The organism is Streptomyces sp. NPDC023157 (assembly GCF_055560575.1).
This window is the reverse complement of record NZ_JBVHIL010000003.1, coordinates 174125-195519: the sequence shown is the minus strand read 5'-3', so window position 1 is coordinate 195519 and position 21395 is coordinate 174125. Positions and strand designations below refer to the sequence as shown.

Genomic DNA, 21395 nt, shown 5'->3' with positions numbered 1-21395 from the left:
TGATCATTGCCATGAGGAACACGACGCCCCACACGCTCCCCACCGCCACCGCCACCGCCACCGCCACCGCCACCGCCACCGCCGCCGCCACGACCGGCCCCGCCACGATCGGCCCCGCCCCCACCGCCACGCTCGCGAACGAGGCCGCCACCCTCGCCCGTACCGCCGTCTACACGGTCCTGACCACCGGCTACACGCTCTCCACCGGACCCGGCGTCGCGGCCACCGTCTCCTACGTCACCGACGGCGACCGGCACGTCATCGTCGACCCCGGCATGGTCGCGAGCCGCGACCGCATCCTCGGCCCGCTCGCCGAACTCGGCCTCGGCCCCGACGACATCACCGACGTCGTGCTCAGCCACCACCACCCGGACAACACCATGAACGTCGGCCTCTTCGGGCAGGCCAGGGTGCACGACCACAAGGCGGTCTACGAGGCCGACCAGTGGACCGACCGGGACGCCGAGGGCCACGAGCTCACCCCGGCCCTCCGGCTGATCCGCACCCCCGGGCACAGCCCCGAGGACATCACCCTCCTCGCCGGCACCGCCGAAGGCGTCGTCGCCTTCGTCGGTGACCTGTGGTGGCGCCCCAACGGCCCCGTCGAGGACCCGGTCGCCCCCGACCACGCCCTCCAGCGCACGTCCCGGCTGCGCGTCCTGGCCGCCACCGACGTGATCGTCCCCGGCCACGGCGCCCCCTTCGCGGCCGACGAGAACGCCCCGCTCTGAACCACGCGTACGGGCACCCGCCCACTCACGCCCGACGCCGGGGTTTGGCAGACTGACGCGGTTCCGATCACCAGGGACACCCGAACCATCCCAAGGAGCGGCGTCGTTGAGCGTCACCGTCGAAGGACAGATAGACATCGCGGGCCCGGTGGGCAAACTGCTCCACCGCCGCCCGCTCAAGAACGGCACGGTCATGCAGTCGTTCGGCATCGATCCGGTGTCCGGCGACATCTTCGTGCTCCAGATCATGGAGGGCGGGATCAGACTGGCCGGTGAGGCCGCCGCGGTCGACTACGACACCCGCAAGGCCGCCGGCGACCTGTGCCTGACCCGCCTCACCGAGGACGGTCGGATGGCCGGCTTCATGTACCTGCGCGGCTTCGGACACGGCGTCAGCCTCGGCGTGGAGAACCGCGCCGGGACGATCTGGCTGTGGACCGAGACCGCGTCCACGCCCAACTCGAAGAACGAGGGCTACGGCACCGCCGTCACCAGCTTCACCTACGCCGACGGGGACGTCGTCACCTACGGCACCACCCGGCACACCACCCCGTACACGCCCGACCCGGCGGCCCGCTTCATCACCCCCACCATCGACCGGGGCACGGGCGAACTCGTCATTCGTTTCTCTCTGAACGGAACCCACTGGGAGCGCTACGACCTCGCCAAGGCGGCCGCCGGCGTGTGGGAGCCGGTCCAGCGGCTGACCCCGGCCCTGCCGAGCGCCGTCTTCCAGGGGTACGCCTCCCACAGCGGCATCCTGTACACGCTCCAGGGCGAGGCCTATTCGCCCACCACCAACCCGCTGCCGGGCAACACGTACCTCACCGCCTTCGAGTGGGCCACCGGCGCACTGCTCGACCGGCAGTTCAGCACGGCGGCGCCCGGCCTGGAGTGGCGCGAGCCCGAGGGCATGGCCGTCTCCGTCCGCGACGGCGTCCCGCACCTCCACTTCGGCTTCGCCTGCGAGGACCCCGGCCCCCGCACCTGCACCATCGTGTCGCTCTCCGGGGCGCCCGAGACCGACGGCGTCAAGGTGCTCACCGACTGGCAGCCGATCACCCTCGCGGCCGGGGTGAGCGTCGATCAGAACGCCCCCCAGGGGCGCCTGATCAGCATCGCCGGCACCCCCACGCTCCAGCTGAGCGGCGGCGTCAAGGGCAGCTTCGACGCCGACGCCGTCATCGGCCACCTGCCCGACTCCCTCACCCCGAGCGTGACCGCCCGCGCCAACGTGCCGCGCAACAGCAGCGGCGGCTACACCGTCGCCCGCGTCGAGGCCGGGACCGACCGCGAACTGCGCCTGTTCGGCGGGCGCACCACCAACGTCATCACCTGGGCACAGCTCGACAGCTTCAGCGCCGCCTGGCGTTAGGCCGTCCGGGCCGTCCCTTCCAGCGGCCCGCCGCCCAGCCCAGCCCCGACCCGTCACCCACAGGAGCCCTCCGCATGTCCCAGACCTCCCACCACCGCCGCAGCATCCTCGGCGCCGCGCTCGCCCTGCCCGCCGCCCTCACCGTCGGCGGGCTCGCCACCGCCGCCCCCGCGGCCGCCGCCCCCGGCGGCGTCGAGGCCGGCGAGTGGACCGACCTCGTCCTGGAGCCCGGCATCACCGCCACCGCCGGGGCGACCCCGCAGGTCCGCCTCGTCACGATCGCGGGCACCGCCTTCCTCCAGGCCCGCGGCCAGATCACCGGCTCCTTCACCGCCGACACCAAGATCGCCACGCTGCCGGCCGCCCTCGCCCGCCCGACCTGGTACGTGCGCGCCACCGCGCCCCGCAACAACAGCCAGGGCATCAACGCCTGCCGCTTCGAGATCAACCCCGCCGGCTCGGTCACCGTCTACGGCGGCAACACGGGCAACCCGATCACCTGGGTCCAGTTCGACTCCGTCCAGGCGATCTGGCGCTGACCCGTCGACCCCGGGTGCCGGCCCGCCTAGCCTGAATCCATGCGAGCCACGCGATCCATCCGAGCGACGCGAGCCACGCGGGCCGAGCGGGCCGCTGCCGCCGGGCCCGGCGGCGACCCCGGGGTCTTCGGCCCCGGGTCCGTCACCTGGCAGCTGCACGGCGACCCGGTGATGTGGATCGGCGGGGTGCGCGCCCTGTACCTGCAGGCGCTGCACCCCGCCGCCATCCGCGGCGTCATGGCCAACAGCGACTTCCGCAAGGACGCCTGGGGCCGCCTCCTGCGCACAGCGAGTTTCGTCGGCACGCTCACCTACGGCACCACAAAGGCGGCCGCGGCCGCCGGGGCCCGGGTCCGGAAGATCCACCGGCTGCTCGGCGTCGACGACCCCGAGCTGCTGCTCTGGGTGCACTGCGCCGAGATCGACTCGTACCTCCACGTCGTACGCCGTTCCGGCATCCCCCTCACCGACGCCCAGGCCGACCGGTACGTCGACGAGCAGCGCGTCGCCGCCCGGCTCGTCGGCCTCGACCCGGACGAGGTGCCCGGCACGTCCGACGGGCTCCGGCGCTACTTCGACGCCGTCCGCCCCGCGCTGGCCGCGGAGGAGGACGCGCGGGTGGTCGACGACTTCCTGCGCGCGCCGCCCGTCCCGCCCGCGCTCGTGCCCGCGCGCGAGGCACTCTGGCGGCGCGTGGCGGCACTCGCGTACGACACCCTGCCCCCGTACGCCCACGAGCTGTACGGGCGCCCCGCGCCCCCGCCGGAGACCGTGACGTACCGGCTCACCGCCACGGCCAATCTGCTGCGCTGCCTGCCGGACAAGCTCCGCTGGCGGCTGCCCCCGCGGCACATCCTGCGGGCGATGGAGCGGCTCGGCGAGGACACCCGACCCGCGCCGTACGGACTGCGCGCGTCGGCCGCCATACTGGACCGGCCGGGCCGGGAAGGGCACGGCCACGGGGCAAACGGGGGCGACAGCACGCGATGGCGGACACCAGGCTGATCCAGGGCCGGTACCGGCTGCACGAGGTGATCGGTCGCGGCGGCATGGGCGAGGTCTGGCGGGCGACGGACGAGGCGCTCGGCCGGCGCGTCGCCGTCAAGTGCCTCCGGCCGCTCGGCCCGCAGCGCGACCCGGCCTCGCTCGCCGTGCTGCGCGAACGGTTCCGCCGCGAGGCGCGCGTCGCCGCCGCGCTCCAGCACCGCGGGATCACCGTCGTGCACGACTTCGGCGACTCCGACGGCGTGCTCTTCCTCGTCATGGAGCTGCTCGACGGACACAACCTCAGCCAGCTGCTCGGCGACAAGAACGGCAAGGCCCCGCTCCCCGTCGACGAGGTCGTCGACATCGCCACGCAGGTCGCCGACGCCCTCGCCTACACCCACCGCCAGGGCGTGGTGCACCGCGACCTCAAGCCCGCCAACATCGTGCGGCTCGGCGACGGGGCCGTGAAGATCTGCGACTTCGGGATAGCGCGATTCGCCGCCGACCACGGCATCACCTCGCGCCTCACCGGCACCGGCATCGCCATGGGCACCCCCCACTACATGTCCCCCGAGCAGATCGGCGGCGGCGGGGAGATCGACCACCGCAGCGACCTGTACTCGCTGGGCTGCGTCCTGTACGAGATCGCCACCGGCGTCCCGCCCTTCGACCTGGAGGACACCTGGGCCGTCCTCGTCGGCCACCGGGACACCCAGCCCGCGCCCCTGCGCAGCCACCGCCCCGAGCTGCCGGCCGCGCTCGACCTGCTCGTCCTCGACCTGCTGGCCAAGGCCCCGGAGGCCCGCCCGGCGGACGCGACGGAGATCCGCACCCGGCTCGCCCCGGGCCGCACCGTCCCGCGCCCGCCCCTCGCGCTCCCCGGCTGGGCGGGCCGCATCACCACCGGCCGCCCTGCGACGCTCACCTTCATGGGCGCGCCCACGGCCGCGTACGACCCGGCGTCGGCCCTCACGGGGGAGTGGACCCGGGCCACCTCGGCGCTGCCCGGACCGGCGAGCTCCACGAGTCCGGCGACGGGCACCCTCGCGCCTCCTTACCCGCTCGCCCCGCAGCTCCCCGAGGCCCCGCCCCCGGCGGCCCCGGCCTCCGCGCAGACGTCCGCCCCCGGCCACGACCACAGCACCCTGCCCGGCACCGGCCGCATCCCCCTGCCCACCCCCTCGCCCGCGGCCGACGCCCCGGGCCTCGGCACCGCGCCCGCCGCCGAGCTCCTCGCCGTGCTCGCCGGCCGGCACCGGGCCGGGCTCGGCCTCGGGCGGCTCGGCCGGTGGGAGGAGGCGGCCGAGGTGCACCGGACCGTCGTACGGGACCGGGGCCAGGTCCTCGGCGCGGACCACCCCGACACCCTCGCCAGCCGCTACGAACTGGCCTTCGCGCTGGCCCGCTCGGACCGGCACGCCGACGCGCTGCGCGAGTTCGGCGGGGTCTCCGAAGGACGCGCCCGCACCCTCGGCCCCGACCACGCCGACACCCTCGCCGCCCGCCAGGAGACCGCGTACGTCCTCGGCGGGCTCGGCCGCCACGCCGAGGCGCACTCCGTGTACGCCTCGGTGCTCGCCGTGCGCGAGCGCACCATGGGCCAGGACCACCCCGACACCCTGCGCTGCCGGCACAACCTGGCCTTCACCCTCGGCCGGCTCGGCCGGCTCCCGGAGGCGTACGCGACGGCCCGCGAGGTCGCCGACGCCCGCGCCCGGCTCCTCGGCCCCGCCCACCCCGACACGCTCGCCACCCGTCACGAGGTGGCGCACCTGCTGGGCCGGCTCGGGCGGTGGGCGGACGCGCTGACCCAGTACCGCGAGGTGGCCGACGCGCGCGCCGGCGCCCTCGGCGCCGACCACGCCGACACGCTCGCCGCCCGCTACGAGGCGGGCATCTGCCTCGGGCGGCTCGGCCGCGCCGAGGAGGCCGCCGCGCTCTACCGGGAGCTCGCCGGGGCCCGTACCCGGGCCGTCGGACCCGAGCACCCGGAGACGCTGCGGGCACGGCACGGCCTCGGCGTGAGCCTGGGCCGGCTCGGCCGGTGGGAGGACGCCTTGGCCGAGGCCCGCGCCGTGTGCGGGCTGCGGACGCGCGTGCTCGGCCCGGACCACCCCGACACGCTCGTCAGCCGCCGCGAGATCGGCATCGGCCTGGGCTGGCTGGGCCGCCACGACGAGGCCCTGGAGGAGTACCGCCGCGTCGCCGAGAGCCGCACCCGCACCCTGGGCGCCGCCCACCCCGACACCCTCGCGGCCCGGGCGGACGAGGCGCACTGCCGGGAGCGCATGGCGCGCTAGGGGGGTGTCTTGTCGATCAGCGGGGCTCGCGGCGTCCGGCACGCACGGCCCCGGCGCCTCGCGCACGCACCAGACCCGCGAGCCCTGCCCTGCGGTTCAGGGCACGCACCAGACCCGCGAGCCCCCGGCCCTGCGGACGGACGGCGCCCCTTCCCAGACGCGGCCCGGCCCGGCGGCGACGTCGCCGGACGCCACCGGCGGCCCTCTGTTCGCATCCGCCCCCGAGGTGCTAGCAAGGGGCATGACCGCACAGCGCTCCTACGACGCCGTCATCGTGGGCGGTGGGCACAACGGGCTCGTCGCCGCCGCCTACCTCGCCCGCGCGGGACGCCGCGTCCTCGTCCTCGAACGGCTCGGCTCCACCGGCGGGGCCGCCGTCTCCACCCGGCCGTTCGCCGGGGTCGACGTCCGGCTGTCCCGCTACTCGTACCTCGTCTCGCTCCTCCCGGAGAAGATCGTCCGCGAGCTGGGGCTGCGCTTCGCCGTCCGCAAGCGGTCCGTCTCCTCGTACACCCCGTACGGCGACTCCGGCCTCCTCGTCGGCGGCGACCGGGACCGCACCCGGGCCTCCTTCGCGGCGCTCACCGGCTCCGACCGTGAGTACGAGGCGTGGCGGGCCTTCTACGGGCGGACGGAGCGGGCCGCGCGGCGGATCTTCCCGACGCTCACCGAGCCGCTGCCGGACCGGGCGGCGCTGCGTGCCCGGGTCGACGACGACGCGACCTGGGACATGCTCTTCGAGCAGCCGATCGGCGTTGCCGTGGAGCGGGCCTTCGCCGACGACCTCGTGCGCGGGGTGGTCCTCACCGACGCCCTGATCGGCACCTTCGCCGACGCCCACGACCCCGCGCTGGCGCAGAACCGCTGCTTCCTCTACCACGTCATCGGCGGCGGCACCGGCGACTGGGACGTGCCCGTCGGCGGCATGGGCGCCCTCACCGACGCCCTCGCGGACGCGGCCCGTTCGGCCGGGGCGACGATCCTCACCGGCCACGAGGCCACCCGGATCGACACCGACGGCGGCCGGGCCGAGATCACGTACCGCACCGCCGACGGCGAAGGTGTCGTCGCGGCCGGCCACGTCCTCGTGAACGCCTCGCCGCAGGCGCTCGCCGCGCTCCTCGGCGACCCGCCCCCGCCGCCCGCCGAGGGCGCCCAGCTCAAGGTGAACATGGTCCTCACCCGGCTGCCCAGGCTCCGTGACCGGTCCGTCGACCCCCGCGAGGCGTTCGCCGGCACCTTCCACATCGCCGAGGGCTACCGGCAGCTGGCGACCGCGTACGCCGAGGCCGCGAGCGGCCGGCTGCCCGCCGCCCCGCCCTCCGAGATCTACTGCCACACCCTGACGGACCCGAGCATCCTCGGTCCCGAAGCCGCCGCCCGCGGCTACCAGACCCTCACCCTGTTCGGACTCCACGCGCCCGCCCGGCTGTTCGCGGCCGACCCCGACGGCGCCCGCGAGGCGCTCCTGAAGGCCACCCTCGACCAGCTCGACGCCTGCCTCGACGAACCGATCGCCGACTGCCTGGCCCGCGACGCCGACGGGCGCCCCTGCGTCGAGGCGAAGAGCCCCCTGGACCTCGAACGGGAGCTGCGACTGCCCGGCGGGCACATCTTCCACCGCGATCTCTCCTTCCCGTACGGGACCGAGGACGGCGGGCGCTGGGGCGTCGAGACGTCGCACGCCAACGTCCTGCTGTGCGGCGCGGGAGCGGTCCGCGGCGGTGGGGTGAGCGGGGTGCCCGGGCACAACGCGGCGATGGCGGTGCTGGAAGGCGACCGCGAGCACCGCCGGCCCCGGGGATGACGGCGGGCCCTGAGGGTGACGGCGGGATGCGAGGTTGACGCCGGGTGGGCTCCCACCGGCGGCGTGAAGCTGATCTGCGAGTGCGCTTAAGAAATCCTCGATGGACCATGGGCCCCAGGTACGAAAGATTTGTTTCAGGGATCTTGGGTGCTTCGCCGCGCCCGGACCCGGCACATCACAGGACGCGTACGTCGGGAGCCGTTACATTGAAGGCGCTGGTCAAGCAGAAGGCAGAGCCGGGACTCTGGCTCATGGACGTTCCCGAGCCCGAGATCGGTCCGGGTGACGTGCTCATCAAGGTCAAGCGGACCGGTATCTGCGGGACCGACCTGCACATCCGCTCCTGGGACGGCTGGGCGCAGAAGACCATCGCCACGCCGCTGACCCTCGGGCACGAGTTCGTCGGCGAGGTCGTCGAGACCGGCCGCGACGTCGCGGACATCGAGGTCGGCGACCTGGTGAGCGGGGAGGGCCACCTGGTCTGCGGCAAGTGCCGCAACTGTCTGGCCGGCCGCCGGCACCTGTGCCGCGCCACCGTCGGCCTGGGTGTCGGACGTGACGGCGCCTTCGCCGAGTACGTCGCCCTGCCCGCGTCCAACGTCTGGGTGCACCGTGTCGACGTCGACCTCGACGTCGCCGCGATCTTCGACCCCTTCGGCAACGCCGTGCACACCGCGCTGTCCTTCCCGCTCGTCGGCGAGGACGTCCTGGTCACCGGTGCGGGCCCGATCGGCATCATGGCCGCCGCGGTCGCCAAGCACGCCGGCGCGCGCCACGTCGTCATCACCGACGTCAGCGAGGAGCGCCTCGCCCTGGCCCGCAAGACGGGCGTCTCGCTGGCCCTGAACGTCGCCGAGCAGAGCATCGCCGACGGCCAGCGCACCCTCGGTCTGAAGGAGGGCTTCGACGTCGGTCTGGAGATGTCCGGCAACCCGCGCGCGATGCGCGACATGGTCGCCAACATGACCAACGGCGGCAAGATCGCCATGCTCGGCCTGCCCAGCGAGGACTTCTCCGTCGACTGGGCGAAGATCGTCACGTCCATGATCACCATCAAGGGGATCTACGGCCGCGAGATGTTCGAGACCTGGTACGCCATGTCCGTGCTCCTGGAGGGCGGCCTCGACCTCGCCCCCGTGATCACCGGCCGCTACGCGTACACCGACTTCGAGGCCGCCTTCGACGACGCCGCCTCCGGCAAGGGCGGCAAGATCATCCTCGACTGGACCGTCTGAGACCGGACCGTCCGACACCGGACGGGCTGCCCTCGGACCGTCCGCCTCCGGACCGTCCGCCCCGGACCGAAGACCTTCTGTAGACCTTCAGGAGCTGCACTCCATGTTCGATTCCGTACGCGACGACCTCCTCGCCACCCTCGAGGAGATCAAGCAGGCCGGCCTCCACAAGCCCGAGCGGGTCATCGGCACCCCCCAGAACGCGACCGTCGCGGTCACCTCGGGCGGCCGCCCCGGCGAGGTGCTCAACTTCTGCGCCAACAACTACCTGGGCCTCGCCGACCACCCCGAGGTGATCGCCGCCGCCCACGAGGCGCTCGACCGCTGGGGCTACGGCATGGCCTCCGTCCGCTTCATCTGCGGCACCCAGGAGGTCCACAAGGAGCTGGAGGCGCGCCTGTCCTCCTTCCTCGGCCAGGAGGACACGATCCTCTACTCCTCCTGCTTCGACGCCAACGGCGGCGTCTTCGAGACGATCCTCGGCCCCGAGGACGCCGTCATCTCCGACGCCCTCAACCACGCCTCGATCATCGACGGCATCCGCCTCTCCAAGGCCCGCCGCTTCCGCTACGCCAACCGCGACATGGCCGACCTGGAGCAGCAGCTCAAGGCGGCGGACGAGGGCGGCGCGCGGCGCAAGCTGATCGTCACCGACGGCGTGTTCTCCATGGACGGCTACGTCGCGCCGCTCGACGAGATCTGCGACCTGGCCGACCGTTACGACGCCATGGTCATGGTCGACGACTCGCACGCCGTGGGCTTCGTCGGCCCCGGCGGGCGCGGCACCCCCGAGCTGCACGGCGTGATGGACCGCGTCGACATCATCACCGGCACCCTCGGCAAGGCCCTCGGCGGCGCCTCCGGCGGCTATGTCGCGGCCCGCGCCGAGATCGTCGCCCTGCTGCGCCAGCGCTCGCGCCCGTACCTGTTCTCCAACACCCTGGCCCCGGTCATCGCGGCCGCCTCCCTCAAGGTCCTCGACCTGCTGGAGTCCGCCGGCGACCTGCGTGAGCGCCTCAACGCCAACACGGCGCTGTTCCGCTCCCGTATGACCGAGGCGGGCTTCGACATCCTCCCCGGCGACCACGCCATCGCCCCCGTCATGATCGGCGACGCCGCCGAGGCGGGACGGATGGCCGAGCTCCTCCTGGAGCGCGGCGTGTACGTGATCGGCTTCTCGTACCCGGTCGTGCCGCAGGGCAAGGCCCGCATCCGCGTGCAGCTGTCGGCCGCCCACTCCACGGACGACGTGCACCGCGCGGTGGACGCGTTCGTCGAGGCCCGGGACGCCCTGCGAAACTAGGGGCATGATCGAAGCGCGGCGGCTGCACATTCTCCGGGCGGTGGCCGACCACCGTACCGTCACGGCGGCTGCCGCCGCGCTCTATCTCACGCCCTCCGCGGTCTCCCAGCAGCTCGCCGCCCTGGAGCAGGAGACCGGCCACCGGCTGGTCGACCGCAACGCCCGGGGCACCCGGCTCACCCCGGCCGGCGAGATCCTGCTGAGCCACGCCAACGCCGTCCTGGCCCAGCTGGAACGGGCCGAGGCCGAGCTCGCCGCGTACGGGTCGGGCGAGGCCGGTACGGTGACGGTGGCCGCGTTCGCCACCGGCATCGGCCTGGTCGTCGCCCCGGCGATCGGCTCCCTCGCCCGCAGCTCGCCCGGTATCCGGGTCCGGGTCCAGGACGCCGAGGGCGACGAGAGCCTGCTGATGGTCCTGGACCGGCAGGTCGACGTGGCGGTCGCCGTCGAGTACCGCGGGGCGCCCGGCGAGGACGACGCCCGCCTCACCCGCGTACCGCTCTACGCGGAGCCGTTCGACGTGGTGCTCCCGCCGGACCACGCGTTCGCGGACCGCGAGCGGATCTCCCTCGGCGACCTGGCGAAGGACTCCTGGATCGGCCAGTCCGCCGGCAACCCCTGCCATGACGTCACCGTCCTGGCCTGCGAATACGCCGGTTTCGCCCCGGTCTCCTCGCATGTCTCCGACGACTTCCGCGCCGTCGTCGCGCTCGCCGCGGCGGGTGCGGGCGTGGCCCTGGTCCCCCGCTCGGCCCTCCGCGGCACCGACCTCAGCGGCGTCGTCGTCCGCCCGGTCGACGGGGTGGCCCCCACCCGCCGCGTCTTCGGCGCCGTCCGCCGCGGCGCGGAGGACCACCCCCTGATCCGCCCCGTCCTCGCCGCCCTGCAAGAGGCGGCGAGGCGGCCGTAGGGCGGGTCCGGGCAGGCCCTAGTTCAGGAGCGTCGCTCCGGCCCAGTCGGCGTGGTCGCTGTTGATGCCGTCTCCGGCGTCGGTGACCTTGAGGGTGAGCGTGGTGACTCCGGTGACGTCCACGTCGACGGCGGCGGTCGCGCTGGTCGGGGTCATCGGGGTGGGGGATTCGTAGAGCTTGGTGCCGTCGCCCCAGACCTCGAACTTCACGGTGGCGTTCGCGGTCACCTCGTCGTCGACGCCGAGGTCGGACTGGAAGCGGGTGTAGCCGCCGTCGAGGGCGTAGGTGACGGTGGAGTCGGCGTGGGTGCCGATGCCCTTGGTGTAGGTGGTGCCGTTCAGCGTGAGGGTGTTGCCCCCGACGCTCTTGTCCTTGTGGACGGTGCCCCAGCCGATCACGGGGGTGCCCGTCCAGTTCAGGTCGGCGAGCGCCGTCCGCGTCTGCGGGCGGGTGACCAGCTTGGCTCCGGCCCAGTCGGCGTGGTCGCTGTTGATGCCGTCTCCGGCGTCGGTGACCTTGAGGGTGAGCGTGGTGACTGCGGTGACGTCCACGTCGACGGCGGCGGTCGCGCTGGTCGGGGTCATCGGGGTGGGGGATTCGTAGAGCTTGGTGCCGTCGCCCCAGACCTCGAACTTCACGGTGGCGTTGGCCGTCACCTCGTCGTCGACGCCGAGGTCGGACTGGAAGCGGGTGTAGCCGCCGTCGAGGGCGTAGGTGACGGTGGAGTTGGCGTGGGTGCCGATGCCCTTGGCGTACGCCGTGCCGTTGAGTCTGATCGGGGCGCCGTCGACGCTCCGGTCCTTGGTGACGCTGCCGAAGTCGCTCCGGGCGCTGCTCCAGGTGAGCGCGCTCAGGTCGACCTGCCGGCCGTCGCCGCCGGTGGAGGTGGTGACGGCGTTGCTCGCGCCGGAGACGTTCCCGGCGGCGTCGACCGCCTTCACCGTGAAGGTGTACGACGTCCACGGCGTCAGGCCGGTGGCCGTGAAGCGGGTGGCCGCACCGGTCGTCGTGCCGACGAGCGTGGTGCCGCGGTAGACCTGGTAGCCGGTCACGCCGACGTTGTCGTCGGACGCCGTCCAGGCCAGGTCCACGCTGCCGGAGGTCGCACCGCTCGCCGCGAGGGCGGTCGGCGCGGTGGGCGCGATGGTGTCGCCCGTGGGGGTCCCGGCGGTCGCGGTCACGGTCGCGCCTGCGGTCACCGGCACCGTCACGTACGAGACGGTCTTGCCGTACAGCGACTTGGTCCGCGCCGGGTACGGGGTGCCGTTCACGGTGATCGTGCCGTGGGTGCCGTAGAACTGGGCCTCCCAGTTCACGGTGGCACCGGAGTTGTTGGTGAGCTTCGACGCCGTCGTGCCGGTGTGCTGGAGGTTCAGGTCGTTGTCACCGACCTTCAGGTGGTCGATCTCCACCCACGGGGTCTCGGACGTCAGCCGCGACACGGTGGCGACCTTGTCGTTCGGGGCGTCGGGCTGCACGCCCATCATGCCGTCGATCGTGTTGCTCACCGCGAGGAAGGAGATCTCGGGGTACGTGTTCTTGTCGGCCATGAGCTTCTTGAGCCAGGCCCAGCCCTCCGCCGTGCGGTTGTACTGGTAGTACATCTCGGGCAGGTACGAGGTCGCCTCGACGTTCAGGTTGTCGTCGTTCGCGGCGACGAAGTCCAGATAGCCCTCGGTCCGGGGGCCGTGGTCGCCCAGCCCGGTCAGCATCATCAGGAAGCTGGCCTCGTGGCCCCAGCTGCTGTAGCCGGTGCCGGCGGCGTCCTTGCCGCGGACGTACCGGTTGTTCGCCGCGTCCCACCAGTTGCTCTCGAAGTGGTCGCGGACCCGCTGGGCGCGCGCCGCCCACGTGGTGCTGCCGGTGTTGTCGCCCTTGGCCTTGAGAATGGCCGAGTACGCCAGCATCGACTGGTACTGGTAGCCGAGGGAGTCGGCGGCCGAGACCAGGTTCTCGTTCGGGAACTCGAAGTAGGTGGCCGTGTACTCGCCCGGCTGCTTCCGCGAGACCGGCTGCTCCGCCCGCGGGTCGGCGTCGTTCCACTTGACCTCGTGGCCGGAGAGGAACGTCCCCATCGTCGAGTCGTAGAACTTCGACAGGTCGGGGTCGTTGAGCCAGGCGGGGTCGCCGGTCCACTGGTACTGCTTGTAGGCCTTCGTCATCAGGTTGAAGGGCGAGGGCAGTTCGCGGAAGCCGGTGCCGTCGATGTAGTACATGGCGCCGTACGAGCTGTGCGCCCACAGCGGCCAGCCGTTCTGCCCCGGGTCGTCGGCGTCGCCGGCGAAGGTCTTCATCATGCGGAAGGTCTGCGCGTCCAGGCCGACGGCGTGCGCGCCGTCCGACTGGTGGGAGATGTCGCGGTTGTAGTACGACTCGCGGTTGGTGTACGCGCCCCAGTAGCCGGGCTCGACCGTCGGGTGCGCCGCGTTCTTGAGCCGCCACCACTCCGGCTCGTGGCCCATCATCGGGTTGCCCGGGTAGAACGTCATGGCGAGCGCCCGGTTCTTGCCCCAGTCGAAGCCGGCGTTCAGGGCCGCGTTCGGGGACTTGATGCTCAGGGTGCTGGTCGGCGCCCCCACGTGCTCCTGGATCGTGATCCGGTCGATCCGCGGGACCTCGCCCGTCGAGGTGGCGGTCAGCTCGATGACGTCACCGGGCTTGAGCTGCACCTTGCTCGACGTACGGGTGTCGATGTCGACCGGGTCGGTGTAGTCGCGTCCGTAGCGGCGTGAAGTGCCCCAGGAATCCACGGCGGTGGAGTTCACGGTGATCTTGTACGTCACGCCGTTCTCGGTCATGCCGTTGTAGCGCGTGATGAGGTCGTACGTCCCGGCGGTGCCGGAGAAGGTGGTCCGGGCGGTGCTCGTCTGGCCCGCCGCGCCCCGGACGTAGGTGACGTTGTCGACCGTCGTCCCGTTCCAGGTGTGGTTCACGGTGTCCGTCGCGAAGTTGGTCAGCGACATGTTCTCGGCTTCGATCACGTACGGGCCCGCCGCCGCACCGGCGGTAGTGGCGGCCATCGCCGGCGAGGGGCCGGGGAGGGCGAACGCGGTGCCGACCACTGCGAGCACAGCGGTCATCGCACAGGCAGAACGACGCATTTGCGGTCGATCCCTTCAGGTGGGGGTCCCTCCGGAGAGAGTGAGCTGAGGGTGCGCTCTGTTCAACTGTGTTGAATATTGAGACTTTCGGTTGAGCCGCTGTCAATACTTCGCGCTCACGTCGCTCACGCCAGGCGTGCATACGGGCGTGGGGGAGGCGGGGGCGGGGTGGCGAGGGGCAGGGGGTGCCGTAGTCGTGGCGCGAGACCCCGGCAGATTCGTGAAGTAGCAGGTCAACTGCCCAATGAGGCAAGGTCCTCGACGCCTCCCCAGGTGGGGGAGGCGGAGATTCCGGGCGCCCGGGCGGCGTGTGGCATCGCCGGGTCGCCCGTCGACTTTCCATCAGAGATTGACGTGCCTTCAGAAAGTCTTCACCGTGGTATTGCATGCCTATGGCGAGTGCCAGTAGGGTCCCGACCCGGAAGGGCTAGGTGAAACGCACAAGAGTGAACAACGTGCGGGGGGTCAGACGGCGTCCTTGGACACCGGCTGCTCCGGAGCGACGGCCGGGGCGGCGGCCCGCAGCGCCGCTTCGACCCGGCGGTTGCTGGTCATGGACGCCGTGACGGCCGTCATCGCCAGGAGGAGGCCGGCGGCGGCGTAGAGCGGGGTGCGGATGTCGTACGCGGTGGCCAGCCAGCCGCCGAGGAAGGCCCCTACGGGGGCGGCGCACATGGCCAGCATGCGGGAGGTGGAGGCGACCCGGCCCATGAGGTGGGCGGGGACGATCGCCTGCCGGAGCGAGGGGGCGAGCACCATCGTGGCGCCCATTCCGGCCCCGCAGACGGCGAGCGCGAAGCCGGCGACGTACGGATCGGAGGCGGTTGCAAGGCCCAGGATGGCGAGTCCCTCGACAGCGGCCGTGCAGGTCAGCGCGGTGCCGGTGCCGAGCCGTCGGCCGAGACGGGAGGCGATCCCCGCACCGAGCAGACCGCCGGTGGCCTCCGCCGTGAGGAGCAGGCCGAAGCCGAAGGTGTCGATGCCGAGGCGGTCGTGCGCGAAGAGGGCGAGGACGGTCTCCACGGCGAGGAAGGCGATGTTCCCGACCGCCGGGCGGAGCGCGAGCCCGAGCAGCAGCCGGTTCTCGAAGACGTACGAGGCACCCGCCCGCGCCTGCCGCAGCAGCGACTCCCGGGCCTCCGGCACGGGCCGGGGCGTGGCGGGCAGCGTCCGTACGAGCAGGGCCGAGACCGCGAACGACACCGCGTCGGCGACCAGCGGAACAGCCCGCCCGAGCGCGAGCAGCGCACTGCCCGCGGGCGGCCCCGCGAAACCGGACATGGCGGTCTGGGCGCCACGCAGACGGGAGTTGGCGCGCTCCAGGAGCGCGGGATCGCGGTGGAGCAGGTCCGGCAGGTAGGCCGTGGCGGCCGTGTCGAAGAAGAGTCCGCCCACTCCGAGCAGGAAGGCGACGGCCGCGAGCAGCGGAATGCTCAGCACGTCGAGCACGGCCGCCGCCGCGGGTATCGCGAGCAGCGCCGCACGCGCCGCGTCCGCGACCCACATCGTGCGCCGGCGGTCCCAGCGGTCCACCAGCGCACCGCCGAGCACCCCGAAGAGCAGCCATGGCAGCGTCCCCGCGGCCGTGACGACGGCGAGCGCCATCGGATCCCGCGTCAACGTCAGCGCGATCAGCGGCAGCGCGGCATGTGACACCCCGTCACCGAGCGAGGACACCGTCTGTGCGGTCCACAGCCGCCCGAACCCGGCCGGCAGCTTTCTGTTTCCCTCGTTCACTTGGAGCCCCCGTCCGTCTCCTGGCGCGGCGCCGGCCGGAACAGCGCGAAGGCGAGCGACACGTCCGGCAGCGACGGATCGGACAGCTCCCGGTACTCGATCGCCAGAGCCTCCAACCGCGCCCCCAGCTCCGCGAACTGCTCCTCGGTGAGCCGCAGGTGCATCATCCCGACATGTCGCTCGCCATCCGCCGGCGACGCCTCCAGGTCCGCCACCACATGGCGCATCAGCACATCCGGCCCTCCCTCACCCGGCTCCGGCAGGACGACCGACCGCGCGGCCATGGCGTAGTACCGCTCGGTGACCCCCCGCACCTTCCGCGTCCGCACCACCTTCACCAGCCCGGCCCGCTCCAGCAGCCGCACGTGATAGCTGGAACTCCCCTTCGCGAGGCCGACGCGCTCGGCGATCTGCGTGATCGTGGCCGGCTCGAAGCGGAGCACGGCCATGATCCGGTGACGCGTGAGATTGGAGACGGCACGCAACTGCTCGTCCGTGGTGACGTGAAACGTCTCGGGAAGATCATCGGTAGGCATGCGAGCAATGGTCAATGATTCTTGACCATTGCGCAATGGGAAATCGCTCGGAGGTTCAGGATGTCGACGGAACAGGTCGCGGACAGGTCGCGGACAGGCCGCGGGTCTGTCCTAGTCCTCCGCCCTCACCCACCCCGACGCCTCGATCCGCGCCCCGTCAGCGGGCCGGGCCTCGTCGAACAGGGGGTGGCCCTCGGGGGACAGGACGCGCAGGGCGTCCACGTACACGCCGCGGCCGACGTAGCGGCGGTCGGTCGTGCAGCGCCAGCGCAGGCGGGTGGAGGGGGTGGCGGTGGCGGGGAGGTCCGCCGTGACGGTGTGCCAGGTGCGGCCGGACCAGCCGGTCGCCGTGCCCGTGGGGTGGGGGCCGGGGGTCGCGCCCGTGACCGTGAAGGGCAGCGGGTGCCAGGTCGTGCCGCCGTCCGGGGAGTGCTCCAGGTGGGCGGCGTCCGTGCCGGGCTCGGTGTCCCACCACAGCGCGCAGGTGAGGCGCGCGGCGCCGGGGAGGGCGGGCAGGGTGAGGGTGGCGGTGGTGTCGTTCGCCATGCCGGAGAACCAGGCCGTGCGCCCGCGCGCCGGGCGGACCGGTACGGCGCGGGCCAGGTGGTCGGCGGCGGCGACGCGCGGGGCGGAGCCGGAGCGCCAGGTGCGCACGGGGTGGACGGAGTTGCCGAGGACGACGAGGAAGGCGTCCGTGGTGGGGTCCAGGACCAGACTGGTGCCGGTGAAGCCGGTGTGGCCCGCGGTGCGCGGGGTGGCCATGGCGCCCATGTACCAGTGCTGGTAGAGCTCGAAGCCCAGGCCGTGCTCGTCGCCGGGGAACGCGGTGTTGAAGTCGGTGAACATCAGCTCCACCGAGGCGGGGGAGAGGATCCGGGCGTCGCCGTACGCCCCGCCGTTGAGCAGGGTGCGCGCGAGGACGGCGAGGTCCCAGGCGGTGGAGAACACCCCGGCGTGCCCGGCGACGCCGCCCATGCCGTACGCGTTCTCGTCGTGGACCTCGCCCCACACCATCCCCCGGTCGAGCCCGGACCAGGGCGCCCGGGCGTCCTCCGTGGCGGCGATCGAGGGGCGCCAGGAGAGCGGGGGATTGAAACGTGTGCGGTGCATCCCGAGCGGAGCGGTGATCTCGATTCGGAGCAGTGCGTCAAGAGGGTGACCGGTGATCTCCTCCAGGATCAGCTGGAGCGTGATCAGGTTGAGGTCGGAGTAGAGGTAGACCGTCCCCGGCGGGTTCGCCGGCACCTCGTTCCACAGCAGCCGCAGGCGCCCCTCCCGCGTCGGCTCCTTGTAGAGCGGGATCCAGGCCCGGAACCCCGAGGTGTGCGTGAGCAGCTGACGGACCGTGACCTCCCGCTTGCCGCCGCCCCCGAACTCCGGGAGGTACGCCGTGACCCGCTCCTCCAGGACCAGTGCGCCCCGCTCGATCTGCTGCACCGCGAGCAGCGAGGTGAACAGCTTGGAGACCGAGGCCAGGTCGAAGACGGTGTCCTCGGACATCGGGATCTGCCGGTCGGCCGGCAGCTCGACGCCGGTGTCGGTCTTCTCGTCGTACGCCGCGTAGCGCACGGCCATGCCGATCGGACGGTGCAGCGCGACCGTCCCGCCGCGCCCCGCGAGCAGCACCGCGCCCGCGTACCACGGGCGCCGTGGCGAGGGGCGCAGGAAGGACTCGGCGTCGGTGACGAGCCGGTCCAGGTGCTCGGGGAGCAGCCCGGCGCGCTCGGCGGAACCGTGCCGCAGGGTGGTGCGCCGGGCGAGCCCGGACGCGGGACCCGCGCCGCCGGACCCCGGCCCGGACCCCGGACCCGGCTCGGGTGCGGCCGAGGCCCCCGGCACCGTACCGATCATCAGCGCACCTCCCAGGGCGAGAGCGCGGCCGCCGAACGCGCGACGACTCGGACCCCGGCTCCCGTTTCGCGACGGCTCCGTCATGCCCACCCTCTCCCACCGCTTCCTGAAAGAAAACTTCGCGACTCCGGCAAGATCTGAAACTTTCTTACCGGAGGGGCGCGTGTCGGGGGAAGCGTGCCGCGCGCCAAGAAATCTGACACTGCATCAGAAAATCTCTTCCCTCGGCGGGACCGCTGCGGCATCCTGCCGCCCATGAAGACGGAGCTGAGTCGCACACTGGGGATCGAGCACGCCATCTTCGGCTTCACGCCCTTCCCCGCGGTGGCCGCCGCCATCACCAGAGCCGGCGGATTCGGCGTCCTCGGCGCGGTCCGCTACACCGCCCCCGAAGACCTCGCCCGCGACCTCGACTGGATGCAGGAGCACACCGACGGGCTGCCCTACGGCCTCGACGTCGTGATGCCCGCGAAGAAGGTCGACGGGGTCAGCGAGGCCGACGTCGAGGCGATGATCCCGGAGGGGCACCGGGCGTTCGTCCGCGACACCCTCGCCAAGCACGGCGTCCCCGAACTCGCCGAGGGCGAGGCCTCCGGCTGGCGCATCACCGGCTGGATGGAGCAGGTCGCCCGCAGCCAGCTCGACGTCGCCTTCGACTACCCCATCAAACTGCTGGCCAACGCCCTCGGCTCGCCCCCGACCGACGTCGTCGAGCGCGCCCACGCCCACGGCGTCCTCGTCGCCGCCCTCGCCGGCAGCGCCCGGCACGCCCGCCACCACGCCGAGGCCGGCATCGACGTCGTCGTCGCCCAGGGCTACGAGGCCGGCGGCCACACCGGCGAGATCGCCTCCATGGTCCTCACCCCCGAGGTCGTCGAGGCCGTCGCCCCGCTGCCCGTCCTCGCCGCCGGCGGCATCGGCAGCGGCGAGCAGATCGCCGCCGGGCTCGCCCTCGGCGCCCAGGGCGTCTGGCTCGGCTCCCTCTGGCTCACCACCACCGAGGCCGAGATGCACTCCCGCGCCCTCACCGCCAAGCTGCTCGCCGCCGGCTCGGGCGACACCGTCCGCTCCCGCGCCCTGACCGGCAAGCCCGCCCGCCAGCTCCGTACCGAATGGACCGACGCCTGGGACGACCCGGCCGGACCCGGCACGCTGCCCATGCCGCTCCAGGGTCTCCTCGTCGCCGAGGCCGTCTCCCGTATCCAGAAGTACGAGGTGGCGCCGCTGCTCGGCACACCCGTCGGCCAGATCGTCGGCCGGATGAACTCCGAGCGCAGCGTCCAGCAGGTCTTCGACGAGCTGACCAGCGGCTTCGAGAAGGCCATCGACCGGATCAACCGCATCGCGGGAAGGAGCACGCAGTGACGGAGGAATCGGGGTCCCCCCGGACGAAGTCTGGGGGAGGTTTCTGGTCCCAGGCCGCCGCCGATCCCGGCCGCACGGTCCTGGTCGCCCCCGACGGCGAGGAGTGGACCGCGGGCCGTCTGCTCGCCGACGCCAACCGGCTCGTCCACGGCCTGCGCGCGGCCGGGATGGAGCGCGGCGACGCCTTCGCCGTGGTCCTGCCCAACGGGGTCCCCTTCCTCACGGCCTACCTCGCCGCCGCCCAGGCGGGCTTCTACCTCGTCCCGGTCAACCACCACCTGGTCGGCCCCGAGATCGCCTGGATCGTCTCCGACTCCGGCGCCAAGGTCCTCATCGCCCACGAGCGCTTCGCCGACGCCGCCGCCCAGGCCGCCGACGAGGCGGAACTGCCGGCGAGCCACCGGTACGCCGTCGGCGCCCTGCCCGGCTTCCGCCCGTACGCCGAACTCCTCGACGGGCAGCCGGAGTCGGCGCCCGCCGACCGCACCCTCGGCTGGGTGATGAACTACACCTCGGGCACCACCGGGCGGCCCCGCGGCATCCGCCGCCCGCTGCCCGGCAAGCTGCCCGAGGAGACCTACCTCGGCGGCTTCCTCGGCATCTTCGGCATCCGGCCCTTCGACGGGAACGTCCACCTGGTCTGCTCGCCGCTCTACCACACGGCCGTGCTCCAGTTCGCGGGCGCCGCCCTGCACATCGGGCACCCGCTCGTCCTCATGGACAAGTGGACCCCCGAGGAGATGCTGCGGCTCATCGACGCCCACCGCTGCACCCACACCCACATGGTGCCCACCCAGTTCCACCGGCTCCTCGCCCTGCCCGAGGAGACCAGGAACCGCTACGACGTCTCCTCCATGCGGCACGCCATCCACGGCGCCGCACCCTGCCCCGACCACGTCAAGCGGGCGATGATCGAGTGGTGGGGCCACTGCGTCGAGGAGTACTACGCGGCCAGCGAGGGCGGCGGCGCCTTCGCCACCGCCGAGGACTGGCTCAAGAAGCCCGGCACCGTCGGGCGCGCCTGGCCCATCAGCGAGCTCGCCGTCTTCGACGACGACGGCGAGCGGCTGCCGCCCGGGCAGCTCGGCACCGTGTACATGAAGATGAGCACCGGCGCCTTCCGCTACCACGGCGACGAGGCCAAGACGAAGTCGAGCCGCATCGGGGACTTCTTCACGGTGGGCGACCTCGGCGTCCTCGACGAGGACGGCTACCTCTTCCTCCGCGACCGCAAGATCGACATGATCATCTCGGGCGGCGTGAACATCTACCCCGCCGAGATCGAGGCCGCGCTCCTCGCCCACCCGGCCGTCGCCGACGCCGCCGCCTTCGGCATCCCGCACGCCGACTGGGGCGAGGAGGTCAAGGCGGTCGTCGAGGCGGCCGAGGGTCACGAGCCGGGACCGGAGCTCGCCGCCGCGATCCTGGCCCACTGCGAGACCCGTCTCGCCGGATATAAACGTCCCAAGTCCGTGGACTTCATCACGGTCATGCCCCGCGATCCCAACGGCAAGCTGTACAAGCGCCGACTTCGCGATCCGTACTGGGAGGGCCACGACCGCGCGCTCTGACGGACCTTGACCTTCCGTCAGGTAGGCGAGCGGGTGTGCGAGCACG

At 72.8% G+C, this 21395-nt stretch carries 15 protein-coding genes; 11 read left to right on the top strand and 4 right to left on the bottom strand.

Annotated features, from left to right (window positions below):
- Positions 1 to 11 precede the first annotated feature (11 nt).
- The 9 genes from ACZ3ZE_RS12115 to ACZ3ZE_RS12075 all read left to right on the top strand — a co-directional run bounded on the left by ACZ3ZE_RS12115 (position 12) and on the right by ACZ3ZE_RS12075 (position 11187).
- Positions 12 to 731, top strand: a complete 720-nt coding sequence (locus ACZ3ZE_RS12115) for an MBL fold metallo-hydrolase (protein ID WP_467258761.1) — start codon at positions 12 to 14, stop codon at positions 729 to 731.
- Between the two features lie 106 nt (positions 732 to 837).
- The gene (locus ACZ3ZE_RS12110; RefSeq protein ID WP_361628543.1) at positions 838 to 2106 is read left to right on the top strand and encodes a phage baseplate protein; all 1269 of its coding nucleotides are present in this window, start codon (positions 838 to 840) and stop codon (positions 2104 to 2106) included.
- Between the two features lie 74 nt (positions 2107 to 2180).
- Complete coding sequence (locus ACZ3ZE_RS12105; protein WP_361167203.1) at positions 2181 to 2645, top strand: hypothetical protein; 465 nt, start codon at positions 2181 to 2183, stop codon at positions 2643 to 2645.
- A 39-nt stretch (positions 2646 to 2684) separates the two neighbouring features.
- The gene (locus tag ACZ3ZE_RS12100; protein ID WP_467258759.1) at positions 2685 to 3650 is read left to right on the top strand and encodes an oxygenase MpaB family protein; all 966 of its coding nucleotides are present in this window, start codon (positions 2685 to 2687) and stop codon (positions 3648 to 3650) included.
- Complete coding sequence (locus tag ACZ3ZE_RS12095) at positions 3632 to 5932, top strand: tetratricopeptide repeat protein (protein ID WP_467258756.1); 2301 nt, start codon at positions 3632 to 3634, stop codon at positions 5930 to 5932. The genes ACZ3ZE_RS12100 and ACZ3ZE_RS12095 overlap by 19 nt, the downstream gene beginning before the upstream one ends.
- 241 nt (positions 5933 to 6173) lie before the next feature.
- Positions 6174 to 7739 (top strand): phytoene desaturase family protein, encoded by a 1566-nt coding sequence (locus ACZ3ZE_RS12090; RefSeq protein WP_361167212.1) that lies wholly within the window; start codon positions 6174 to 6176, stop codon positions 7737 to 7739.
- 206 nt (positions 7740 to 7945) lie between these two features.
- Entirely contained in the window at positions 7946 to 8974 is a 1029-nt protein-coding gene (gene tdh, locus ACZ3ZE_RS12085) for an L-threonine 3-dehydrogenase (protein WP_329418201.1), read from the top strand.
- Positions 8975 to 9077: 103 nt separating this feature from the next.
- Positions 9078 to 10277 carry a glycine C-acetyltransferase gene (locus tag ACZ3ZE_RS12080; RefSeq protein WP_361628531.1) on the top strand — a complete coding sequence of 400 codons (1200 nt, stop codon included), beginning with the start codon at positions 9078 to 9080 and terminating at the stop codon, positions 10275 to 10277.
- A 4-nt stretch (positions 10278 to 10281) separates the two neighbouring features.
- The gene (locus tag ACZ3ZE_RS12075) at positions 10282 to 11187 is read left to right on the top strand and encodes a LysR family transcriptional regulator (protein ID WP_361167219.1); all 906 of its coding nucleotides are present in this window, start codon (positions 10282 to 10284) and stop codon (positions 11185 to 11187) included.
- Between the two features lie 18 nt (positions 11188 to 11205).
- Here the strand turns inward: ACZ3ZE_RS12075 and ACZ3ZE_RS12070 are convergent, their stop codons facing one another.
- The 4 genes from ACZ3ZE_RS12070 to ACZ3ZE_RS12055 all read right to left on the bottom strand — a co-directional run bounded on the left by ACZ3ZE_RS12070 (position 11206) and on the right by ACZ3ZE_RS12055 (position 18497).
- The gene (locus tag ACZ3ZE_RS12070) at positions 11206 to 14268 is read right to left on the bottom strand and encodes an NPCBM/NEW2 domain-containing protein (RefSeq protein WP_467258753.1); all 3063 of its coding nucleotides are present in this window, start codon (positions 14266 to 14268) and stop codon (positions 11206 to 11208) included.
- Positions 14269 to 14754: 486 nt separating this feature from the next.
- Positions 14755 to 16005, bottom strand: a complete 1251-nt coding sequence (locus ACZ3ZE_RS12065; protein ID WP_361167731.1) for an MFS transporter — start codon at positions 16003 to 16005, stop codon at positions 14755 to 14757.
- Positions 16006 to 16022: 17 nt separating this feature from the next.
- Positions 16023 to 16562: an ArsR/SmtB family transcription factor gene (locus ACZ3ZE_RS12060; RefSeq protein ID WP_361167225.1), complete on the bottom strand. Its 540-nt coding sequence runs from the start codon at positions 16560 to 16562 to the stop codon at positions 16023 to 16025.
- A 111-nt stretch (positions 16563 to 16673) separates the two neighbouring features.
- The gene (locus ACZ3ZE_RS12055; RefSeq protein WP_467258750.1) at positions 16674 to 18497 is read right to left on the bottom strand and encodes a serine hydrolase domain-containing protein; all 1824 of its coding nucleotides are present in this window, start codon (positions 18495 to 18497) and stop codon (positions 16674 to 16676) included.
- Positions 18498 to 18668: 171 nt separating this feature from the next.
- Between ACZ3ZE_RS12055 and ACZ3ZE_RS12050 the strand changes: the two genes are divergently transcribed.
- Positions 18669 to 19778 (top strand): NAD(P)H-dependent flavin oxidoreductase, encoded by a 1110-nt coding sequence (locus ACZ3ZE_RS12050; protein ID WP_361167231.1) that lies wholly within the window; start codon positions 18669 to 18671, stop codon positions 19776 to 19778.
- The gene (locus ACZ3ZE_RS12045; RefSeq protein ID WP_361167234.1) at positions 19775 to 21349 is read left to right on the top strand and encodes an acyl-CoA synthetase; all 1575 of its coding nucleotides are present in this window, start codon (positions 19775 to 19777) and stop codon (positions 21347 to 21349) included. Before ACZ3ZE_RS12050 ends, ACZ3ZE_RS12045 begins: the two co-directional genes overlap by 4 nt.
- The last annotated feature ends 46 nt before the right edge of the window (positions 21350 to 21395 follow it).

Excerpts from the sequence above, each read along its gene's own strand:
- ACZ3ZE_RS12115 (WP_467258761.1), top strand. The coding sequence starts at position 12 with ATGAGGAACACGACGCCCCACACGCTCCCCACCGCCACCGCCACCGCC.
- ACZ3ZE_RS12080 (WP_361628531.1), top strand. The coding sequence starts at position 9,078 with ATGTTCGATTCCGTACGCGACGACCTCCTCGCCACCCTCGAGGAGATC.
- ACZ3ZE_RS12090 (WP_361167212.1), top strand. The coding sequence starts at position 6,174 with ATGACCGCACAGCGCTCCTACGACGCCGTCATCGTGGGCGGTGGGCAC.
- ACZ3ZE_RS12100 (WP_467258759.1), top strand. The coding sequence starts at position 2,685 with ATGCGAGCCACGCGATCCATCCGAGCGACGCGAGCCACGCGGGCCGAG.
- ACZ3ZE_RS12075 (WP_361167219.1), top strand. The coding sequence starts at position 10,282 with ATGATCGAAGCGCGGCGGCTGCACATTCTCCGGGCGGTGGCCGACCAC.
- ACZ3ZE_RS12060 (WP_361167225.1), bottom strand. The coding sequence starts at position 16,562 with ATGCCTACCGATGATCTTCCCGAGACGTTTCACGTCACCACGGACGAG.
- ACZ3ZE_RS12105 (WP_361167203.1), top strand. The coding sequence starts at position 2,181 with ATGTCCCAGACCTCCCACCACCGCCGCAGCATCCTCGGCGCCGCGCTC.
- ACZ3ZE_RS12055 (WP_467258750.1), bottom strand. The coding sequence starts at position 18,497 with ATGACGGAGCCGTCGCGAAACGGGAGCCGGGGTCCGAGTCGTCGCGCG.
- ACZ3ZE_RS12095 (WP_467258756.1), top strand. The coding sequence starts at position 3,632 with ATGGCGGACACCAGGCTGATCCAGGGCCGGTACCGGCTGCACGAGGTG.
- ACZ3ZE_RS12050 (WP_361167231.1), top strand. The coding sequence starts at position 18,669 with ATGAAGACGGAGCTGAGTCGCACACTGGGGATCGAGCACGCCATCTTC.
- ACZ3ZE_RS12070 (WP_467258753.1), bottom strand. The coding sequence starts at position 14,268 with ATGACCGCTGTGCTCGCAGTGGTCGGCACCGCGTTCGCCCTCCCCGGC.